The 8,015-nt window shown below is 57.6% G+C and carries 8 protein-coding genes; 4 read left to right on the top strand and 4 right to left on the bottom strand.

Annotated elements, in window-relative coordinates; all coding sequences use genetic code 11:
• Window positions 1–1,460: hypothetical protein (locus tag VMJ32_07585; GenBank protein ID HTQ38872.1), on the bottom strand; the 1,460-nt coding region annotated here is incomplete at its 3' end.
• 238 nt (window positions 1,461–1,698) lie between these two features.
• Between VMJ32_07585 and VMJ32_07580 the strand changes: the two genes are divergently transcribed.
• Together VMJ32_07580 and rnpA are read left to right on the top strand one after the other, a co-directional pair.
• Window positions 1,699–2,691, top strand: a complete 993-nt coding sequence (locus VMJ32_07580; GenBank protein ID HTQ38871.1) for a J domain-containing protein — start codon at window positions 1,699–1,701, stop codon at window positions 2,689–2,691.
• A gap of 137 nt (window positions 2,692–2,828) precedes the next feature.
• Entirely contained in the window at window positions 2,829–3,254 is a 426-nt protein-coding gene (gene rnpA / locus VMJ32_07575) for a ribonuclease P protein component (protein HTQ38870.1), read from the top strand.
• 3 nt (window positions 3,255–3,257) lie between these two features.
• Here rnpA and VMJ32_07570 read toward each other — a convergent pair whose 3' ends face one another.
• Complete coding sequence (locus VMJ32_07570) at window positions 3,258–4,118, bottom strand: segregation/condensation protein A (GenBank protein ID HTQ38869.1); 861 nt, start codon at window positions 4,116–4,118, stop codon at window positions 3,258–3,260.
• 144 nt (window positions 4,119–4,262) lie between these two features.
• Here VMJ32_07570 and sucC point away from each other — a divergent pair, with 144 nt between their 5' ends.
• Both sucC and sucD read left to right on the top strand, forming a co-directional pair.
• Window positions 4,263–5,447 (top strand): ADP-forming succinate--CoA ligase subunit beta, encoded by a 1,185-nt coding sequence (gene sucC, locus VMJ32_07565; protein ID HTQ38868.1) that lies wholly within the window; start codon window positions 4,263–4,265, stop codon window positions 5,445–5,447.
• Between the two features lie 7 nt (window positions 5,448–5,454).
• Complete coding sequence (sucD, locus tag VMJ32_07560; protein HTQ38867.1) at window positions 5,455–6,333, top strand: succinate--CoA ligase subunit alpha; 879 nt, start codon at window positions 5,455–5,457, stop codon at window positions 6,331–6,333.
• Between the two features lie 51 nt (window positions 6,334–6,384).
• On the opposite strand, the gene VMJ32_07555 is transcribed toward sucD, so the two are convergent.
• A complete protein-coding gene (locus tag VMJ32_07555) occupies window positions 6,385–7,626 on the bottom strand; it encodes a hypothetical protein (GenBank protein ID HTQ38866.1) in 1,242 nt (413 codons plus the stop codon).
• A gap of 14 nt (window positions 7,627–7,640) precedes the next feature.
• Window positions 7,641–8,015, bottom strand: a 375-nt coding sequence (locus VMJ32_07550) for a hypothetical protein (GenBank protein HTQ38865.1), incomplete at its 5' end; no start/stop codon positions are given.

The following is an 8,015-nucleotide window of genomic DNA, read 5'->3' as shown; positions in this document are numbered from 1 at the left end:
TCGGTAATGGCCCGCACTAAAAACCACCCGCACTCGGTGAACTTGATCGGCGGCAGCCTCCCGCCGGAGGATTGGAAATCGTCCAAGTTGGCCTCGATTTCGTTGCGGCCGTTTTTAATCACTTCCAAGTAGCGAATTTTCTCGCGCGTGGAAAGGGTTAGGGCGATCTGCAGATCAACGGTTTTTCCTTCGTCGGCCTTGAACACGTAACCGGGCAACTCCCCTTCCACGTTGGGCCGAATAAGCGGGCCGTTCGAAATAGTGACCCGGCCGGCCCGCAGGGCATTCCACCATTGATCCCAGGTGATTTGGGCTGCGCCGGTTTGGTTTTTTGGAGCGGTTTCCGATTCCGTGGATGCTCGCACGGTGTTTTCGCCGCTCTCGTTCACTGCGGATTCCACATTCACATACACACGGTTGTAACCTACGGGATTATTGTTGAAGCCCGAGCCGCTGCCCGCCGTGGGCGGGATGCGTAATCCGCAATTGAGCAGATGGTAATAAATTTCCTGCGACCAGCGGCCATTGCCAAACGGCTTGGGAAACAATGTTACATCGCGCGGCCAGCCGCCGGCTTCGTTGTCGACCATGCCTTCGCGCTCCAGATGCCGATTGGCCAATTGGATCGAATCGACCTGGCCGGCCGCAATCCAAATCGGCAAATCGCGGGCGAAAAATGCGCCGGCATCGACCCAGGCGTGTTGCTCCTTCCGGGCCTGTTCCACAATGGGGAGCCAAGGCAGGCTGCCCAATGCGGTGGCTAGTTTTTTGTCACCCGTGACGGCAGCGGCATCCGCTAATTCCAATGGCTTTTCCAGACGGAACAATCGGAGCGTATTGCCGGGGCCGCTCAATTCGCCCCCCGTCAAGCTATAGAAAAACGTGCTGTCGAACTGGTAGATGCCCGCCGCATTGGCCGCTGTTTTCGGCAGACCATCTGGGGGTTGTTTTGCCGCGGCTTTCGGAGCCGGTTGTTGAGCCGGTTCGGCTTTCTTATTCGACCAGCTAATCAGCGGCGTTACGTGTACGTCGTCGGCCAGCATCAACAATTCCAAATCTTTCGCGGGCCGATCGACATCCAAATCGCCGCTGTACCAGCCTTCCTTGGCCATGTCGACAAACCGCCGCAGCTCAATGGTTTTGGTGTCGTCGGCAAAATTTTCGATTTCGAAATGTCCGCTTTGCTCTAAATACTCGGAGCCGCGTTCGATCACAAATTCGTAACCGCCATTGGGGAGCCGGAGCGCGATTTTATCAAAGAACACAAAATGATCGCCCAGCGCAGGCACACCGGGGGGTTTTACAGGCTTGCCTTGGGCGTTTTTCAAGTGCATCCGTACCGCCAACGGCTGGCCGGTGTCGCGGTCAACCACGTGAATTTCCAATTGCCCACTGGCGCGCACTTGGGCGGCGGCGTAAACGATGAGTAGAAACAAGAACGGGCGGAGCAAAAATCGCATGGGTCGTGGTGGTCTCGGTGTCTGTGTCTGGTGCATCGTTAAAAACCAGAACCGATGCAACCAGACACCTAATTCTCAAGCCTAGCATGAACGGACGCCCAATTTCACTTGTCCTTGCTCAGACAGGCCGCTACGGCCTAAAATATCTAGCCGGAATTGGTCATTGGGAATTGGTCATTGGTTATTTCGCACCTACCGCAACCCGCTTTGAACTAAGTGCACGCACGAATCCATCTGCATGGCTGACGATTATTACCAAACCCTGGGAGTCGCCAAGAACGCCTCGCAGGCCGATATCCAAAAGGCCTACCGAGCCTTGGCGCGCAAACACCACCCCGATTTAAATCCCGACGACAAAACCGCCAAGGAAAAATTTCAAAAGGTGCAGGCCGCCTTCGACGTGCTCAACGACACCAACAAACGGGAATTGTACGATCGTTATGGCAGTGCCTTTGAGCAGGCGGGTGCCGCCGGTCCAGGCGCCAGGCCACGTGGCCAGCAATCCTGGCACGCGCAGGAAATGCCCGGTGGGTATGAGCAAATTGACCTGGGCGATTTAGGCGACATTTTTGGCCAGCGCTTCGGCGGCGAGGGTGGGGGCGGCAATCCGTTTGCCGATTTGCTGGGCGGTTTTGGTCGGAAGCACGCTGGCGGAAAAGGCCGACGGGGCAAAGCGCCGGAACAACCAGGATCTGACGTCGCCAGCGAAATCGAAATTCCGTTCCAAACGGCCATTCAAGGCGGAAAAGTGGAAGTTGGCGTGCAGCGGGCCGGGGGAAAAATCGACCACATCGAAGTCAAAATTCCCGCCGGCATTCACGGTGGCGCAAAAATTCGGCTCCGTGGCCAAGGAGGACCGGGCCAAGGAAATGCCGCAGCCGGTGATTTGCTGCTGACCGTCCACGTGGCCGCGCATCCGCATTTTCAGCGCCGCGGGAACGATTTGATCGTCCGCGTACCAGTGACGCTGGCCGAGGCCGTGGCTGGAGCCAAAGTCGATGTGCCGTCGCCCCACGGGACTATTTCGCTGCGAATTCCGCCTCGCACCAGCAGCGGCGCGCGGCTGCGAATTCGCGGCCACGGCGTAAAACTGAAAAACGGCGCCACGGGCGATTTGTACGCCGAAGTGCAAATCGTGTTGCCGCCGCTCATCGACGACGCCGCGGCCGAAGTCATCCGTAAGCTCGACGAGGAGCATCCGAGTAATCCGCGCCATGATTTACGCTGGTAGATGTGGTTAATGACCAAGAATCACTAATCGTAAATGACCAATGACCAAATCCCAATGACCAATGATGTGGCTCATTGCTAACTGTCTTTGTTGGTCATTCGTGCTTGGTCATTGGTCATTATCTTTTCCTACCTCCCATGCCCGACCAATCTTTCCCCAAACAGTTGCGGTTACGCTCGCGAGTTGATTTCCGGCGGGTGTATGAGCGGCGCTGCTCATTGGGGGACGGATTCGTGCGGCTCCTGGGGCGGCTGAACGAGCTGCCTCATCCTCGCCTGGGTTTGTCCGTTTCGCGCGATTGCGGCAACGCCGTGCAGCGAAACCGCTGGAAACGATTGCTGCGAGAAGCGTTTCGGTTGTCGCGGCCAAAATTGCCGACAGGAGTGGATTTTATCGTCGTGCCCCGCGCTACCGACCCACCAAAATTGAACGCGCTTGCCAAGTCGATCGTCGATCTTTCATGGCGCCTGGCAAAGCGTTTGAAGCGTGAGGCGGCGGCAAAAAGTCGGGAGGAAAGAAATTCTCGCGCACAGACGCGGAGCCGCAGAAATGATGAAGAGTGAGTTTTAATCTTTGGGATGATCACCTTCTTTGCGCTTGCTGCTTTTTCGTCGGGGTTTGGTCGGTTTCTTCTCGGCCGCACTGTCGTTAACCGTGGGCGGCGATTCGGCGGTAGAATCTGCGGCCGACAGGTCCAATGAATGGCTCGGCATGTTGCCCGGCAGGATCCAAATTTCGTCGAATAAATCGCTTTGCTCCAACAACACCCCGTGGTAGCGCACCAATTCCAACGTGGCCAGAAACAGGCCGACCAGCGTGGATCGGTTGGTGTGCGGACGAAATAATTCTGTCATGGCAAGTTTGCCTTGTTCGCGCAATTGCGCGTGAATGCGCTCCATGTACACGTGAATGGGCGTGTCGTCGTAGACAATGCTGGAGGGACCCGCCGCCGCTTGTTCGCGCAAAATCCGGCCAAAGGCGCTGACCAAATCCCACAGCTCGACTTCGTGAATGGGCTCCTCGGCTGGGTTGCGCTCCCGCTGCTGCAGTTCGCTGGACAGCCGCGGATAATGCTGCTGCCATTGCCGGCCGCGCTCGTCGAGCATGCTGGCGGCATCTTTGAAACGTTTGTATTCCAACAGCCGGCGGACCAAATCTTGCCGCGGGTCTTCCAGCGGTTCTTCCGCTTCCTGCTCCGTGCGCGGTAGCACGCTGCGCGATTTCAGCTCGATCAACGTGCTGGCCAATTCGACAAATTCTCCCACGTCGTCGACGTTCAACTGCTGCAGCACTTCCAAGTATTGCAAAAACTGCTCGGTGATGGGCGCGATCGGGATGTCGGTAACTTCCACCTCGTGTTTGCGCACCAAAAACAGCAGCAAATCGAGCGGCCCGCGAAATTCGGTGAGTTCGACTTGGAAGGACATGGCGGGGGTGGCTGGTAGTCTGGTGTCTGGGTAGATGGCACGCACGCTTATTGACCGCAAAGCGCTGCACGTCCTATAATCCGCGATTCGGCTACGATCGACAATTGCTAATTGCTAGTTGCTAGCCGCTAGCAGCCCAAAAAAATGAAAATTCACGAATTTCAAGCCAAGCAAATTTTTCGCGATGCTGGCGTCGCTGTGCCGCGGGGCATGGTCGCCCGCACGGCGGACGAGGCCGCCAAAGCTTTCCGCGAGTTGGGCGGCCCGCTGGCCGTGGTGAAAGCCCAAATTCACGCCGGCGGGCGAGGCAAAGGCAACGTGAAAGGCAACCCACAGCAGCGCGGCGTGCAGTTGGTGAAATCGGCTGACGAAGCCGCCAAGGTAGCCGGCAATTTGCTGGGCAAATCGCTGGTCACGATTCAAACCGGCCCGGAAGGTCAAACGGTTCGGCAAGTGTTGGTGGAGGAAGGTTGCGAGATTGCCCGCGAATTGTACCTGGGCATTTTGGTCGACCGAGCGATGGCCGGTCCGGTGCTGATCGCTTCGCCGGCCGGCGGCATGAACATCGAAGACGTGGCCGCCAAAACGCCGGAGCTGATTTTCAAAGAGCCGTTTTCGCCCGATGCCGGATTGCAGCCGTATCAGGTTCGCAAGCTGGCCGAAAAATTGGAATTGAAGGCGGGCAGTGTTCGCTCGGCGGAAAAATTTCTGCGGTTGCTGTGCAAAGTGTTCGTCAATAAAGATTGCAGTCTGGTGGAAGTGAATCCGCTGGTGGTGACGAAGTCGGGCGATTTACTGGCGCTGGATGCCAAAATGAGCTTTGACGACAACGCCCTGTTCCGCCACCCGGAACTGACCGAGCTGCGCGACATTGCCGAAGAAGAGCCGACCGAAGTGCGGGCCCAAAAGGCGGGGCTGAGTTACGTGAAGCTGGACGGCACGATCGGCTGCCTCGTCAACGGTGCTGGCTTGGCGATGAGCACAATGGACCTGATCAAACTGCACGGCGGCGAGCCGGCGAATTTTCTCGATGTTGGCGGCGGCGCAAATACCGAACAAGTGACCGAAGCGTTTCGCATTTTGCTTTCCGACAAGAACGTGAAAGGCGTGCTTGTCAACATTTTCGGCGGCATCATGCGCTGCACCACGATTGCCAATGCGCTGGTCGAGGCCTACAAATCCGTCGGCTTCAATGTGCCACTTGTCGTGCGACTGGAAGGAACAGAAGTGGAAGAAGGCCGCAAAATTCTCGCCAACAGTGGCGCCAACATGATCGCGGCGCAGGGTTTGACCGATGCAGCAAAAAAAATCGTAGCAGCAGCGAAGTGAAATATCTATGAGCATTCTCATCAACAAATCCACGCGCGTCATTTGCCAGGGCATTACCGGCAAGGTCGGCCAGTTTCACACCAAGGGTTGCAAAGAATACGGCACGAAAATGGTCGGCGGCGTCACGCCGGGCAAGGCGGGGGAAACTGTCGAAGGGTTGCCCGTGTTCGACACCGTGATGGAAGCCATCAAGCAAACCGGCGCCGATGCCACGATGATTTTTGTGCCGCCGGCGTTCACGGCCGACGCCATTTTGGAAGCGGTCGACGCGGGCATCAAAACCGTCATCGCCATTACCGAAGGCGTGCCTGTGCTTGACATGGCCCGCGTGTATCCGATTGTGAAGCGCAGCAATTCGGTGCTGGTTGGCCCGAACTGTCCCGGTGTGATTACGCCGGGCGAGTGCAAAATCGGCATTATGCCCGGCTACATTCACACGCCTGGCAAAGTGGGCGTGATGAGCCGCAGCGGCACGCTTACATACGAGGCCGTATGGCAACTCACAAATTTGGGCCTCGGGCAATCGACGTGCGTCGGCCTGGGGGGCGATCCGATTGTCGGCACGTCGTTTGTCGATTTATTCAAAATGTACCAGGCCGATCCGGGCACGGAGGCAATTTTGATGATGGGCGAGATCGGCGGCACCGCCGAGGAAGAAGCCGCCGCCTATGTGAAGCAGCATGTGACCAAGCCCGTAGCCGCGTTCATCGCCGGCCGCACGGCCCCGCCGGGCAAACGGATGGGCCATGCCGGGGCCATCATTAGCGGCGGCAAGGGCACGGCGGAAGAAAAGCTGGCCGCCCTGAAAGCCGCCGGCATTGAAATCGCCGAAAGCCCCGCCGACATGGGTGCCGCCGTGCAGCGAGCGATGCAACGCAAGAAATAACGTAGACATTTAACCGCAGAGGACGCGGAGAGGACAGAGGAATCAATCCAATCAGTAGGACAACCCAATTCGGGCCATCAACGTGCTGGGCAGGTTCTGGTCAGGCAAGAAGTTTTGATATTCCAACTGTCGACCGAAGACGTAGCCGATTTCGGCAAAGCCGTTGAGGCTCAGGTTCAAGCTTTTGTGCTCGACGCCCAGCATCACGCGGTAATCGCTGTAGTTCAGAATGTTGTCCACTCCGCCGGTTTGCTCGATGGCCCATTGCCCGCCGCCGAACTCGCCGGCGATGTAAATCCAGCGCTCGTACATGGGATCGCACACCACACGGTAAGCGATGCGCGGTTTGGGGGTCATCAGTTCGAACCGCGTGTCCGCATTGGGGGCCCAGATCACGCCGCCCGCGGGCACTACATTGGCATTGAGCCGACCCCAATAGGCGGCGCCGACAGCGATTTTCAAATCGGGTGACCACGTGTAGACGATGACGGCATGCGATTCCAGACGGAACGCTTGCGCGCCGTTGGCGTTTTGATAATCGCTGTGCCAGCCGGGCGTGACCATGAGATCGGCTAACCAGCAATCGTTGATTTTGCCCAGCCAGTGGAATTCCAAATAGTCGTCATGCACCGTGGGGGGCAAATTGAAATTCGGCGCATCGAGCACCCAGAAATCGGTGCCGGGTTCAATCAGCAGCGGCGAATCGCGCGTGGGGCACGGCACGCCGAACACGCCGTAAATTTCGGTATCCTCGGTGCCGATGCTGTTGTTTTCGTCCAGCCGCGGCAAATACGTCGTCGTGGCAGAAATCCTTTGAAAAAAACCAGCCCGTTGCGGCGGCAAACTTGGTAGTTGCGATTCAGGGATCAATACAAAATTGTTGGGCTCGCCGAGCAAAGGCTCGGTTGCGTCGCGCGGGAAGGACGCCAACCGGGCCGGAACGCGGTTGGGATCGGAATTTTCCGCCGGCGGTGTATTTGCAGCCGGCGCCGCAGGCCAAGGAGAGCGCTCTGATTGGTTTATTGCAGATTGGCTTGGGGGCGCCGGTTGATCAAGCGGCAAGCCAGAAATCGGCGGCAGCGGCGTCAGCGAATACGAAATCGAATTGCCAACAGGATATTGGGGATACGCGGTCTGTGCCCCAACTTCATCCGATTGCAATCCGGCCGTCATTGCCCCACGGTACGGCTCACTCGCCTGTTGACCATGCGATTGGTGCGCACACAGAAAAAGCGCCGCGAACGAGCATCGCAGAACAGTTTTCGCCAGCTTGTGCCGCATGGAGTGTCGCATGTTCGGTATCAGATTCAAAATGAGAGCCCCGCACCCAAGAGCACTGTGTCGGATAGATTAAACGTGGCCGGCGGTCCGTTACGAAACACCAACTGTCGATCAAAAGAGTAGCCGACTTCAAAGTAGCCGCGCATCCCCGTTTGCGTTTCCGGCAATACATCCACGCCGATGGCAAACCGCAAATCGTTGTAATCGAAATTGTCGGAGCCGAATCCGGGCCGCTCGATGGTCCACGCGCCGCCCCCATATTCGCCCCGGATGTAAGCCCACAGCGTGTGATTGCCAATGGTCGAACAGCGATGAGCAAGCTTAGGGGCTGGAAAGAAAATTTCGTAGCGTGAGTCGGCGTCGGGCGTCCACACAACGCCGCCCGCCGGCAGCAGCTTGAT

This window comes from Pirellulales bacterium, from assembly GCA_035499655.1.
Classification (GTDB): Bacteria; Planctomycetota; Planctomycetia; order Pirellulales; family JADZDJ01; genus DATJYL01.
Note: the sequence above shows the minus strand (reverse complement) of the source record. Positions and strands in the feature narration are given on the sequence as shown.

Excerpts from the sequence above, each read along its gene's own strand:
- VMJ32_07570 (HTQ38869.1), bottom strand. The coding sequence starts at position 4,118 with ATGTCCTTCCAAGTCGAACTCACCGAATTTCGCGGGCCGCTCGATTTG.
- VMJ32_07580 (HTQ38871.1), top strand. The coding sequence starts at position 1,699 with ATGGCTGACGATTATTACCAAACCCTGGGAGTCGCCAAGAACGCCTCG.
- sucD (HTQ38867.1), top strand. The coding sequence starts at position 5,455 with ATGAGCATTCTCATCAACAAATCCACGCGCGTCATTTGCCAGGGCATT.
- VMJ32_07555 (HTQ38866.1), bottom strand. The coding sequence starts at position 7,626 with ATGCGACACTCCATGCGGCACAAGCTGGCGAAAACTGTTCTGCGATGC.
- sucC (HTQ38868.1), top strand. The coding sequence starts at position 4,263 with ATGAAAATTCACGAATTTCAAGCCAAGCAAATTTTTCGCGATGCTGGC.
- rnpA (HTQ38870.1), top strand. The coding sequence starts at position 2,829 with ATGCCCGACCAATCTTTCCCCAAACAGTTGCGGTTACGCTCGCGAGTT.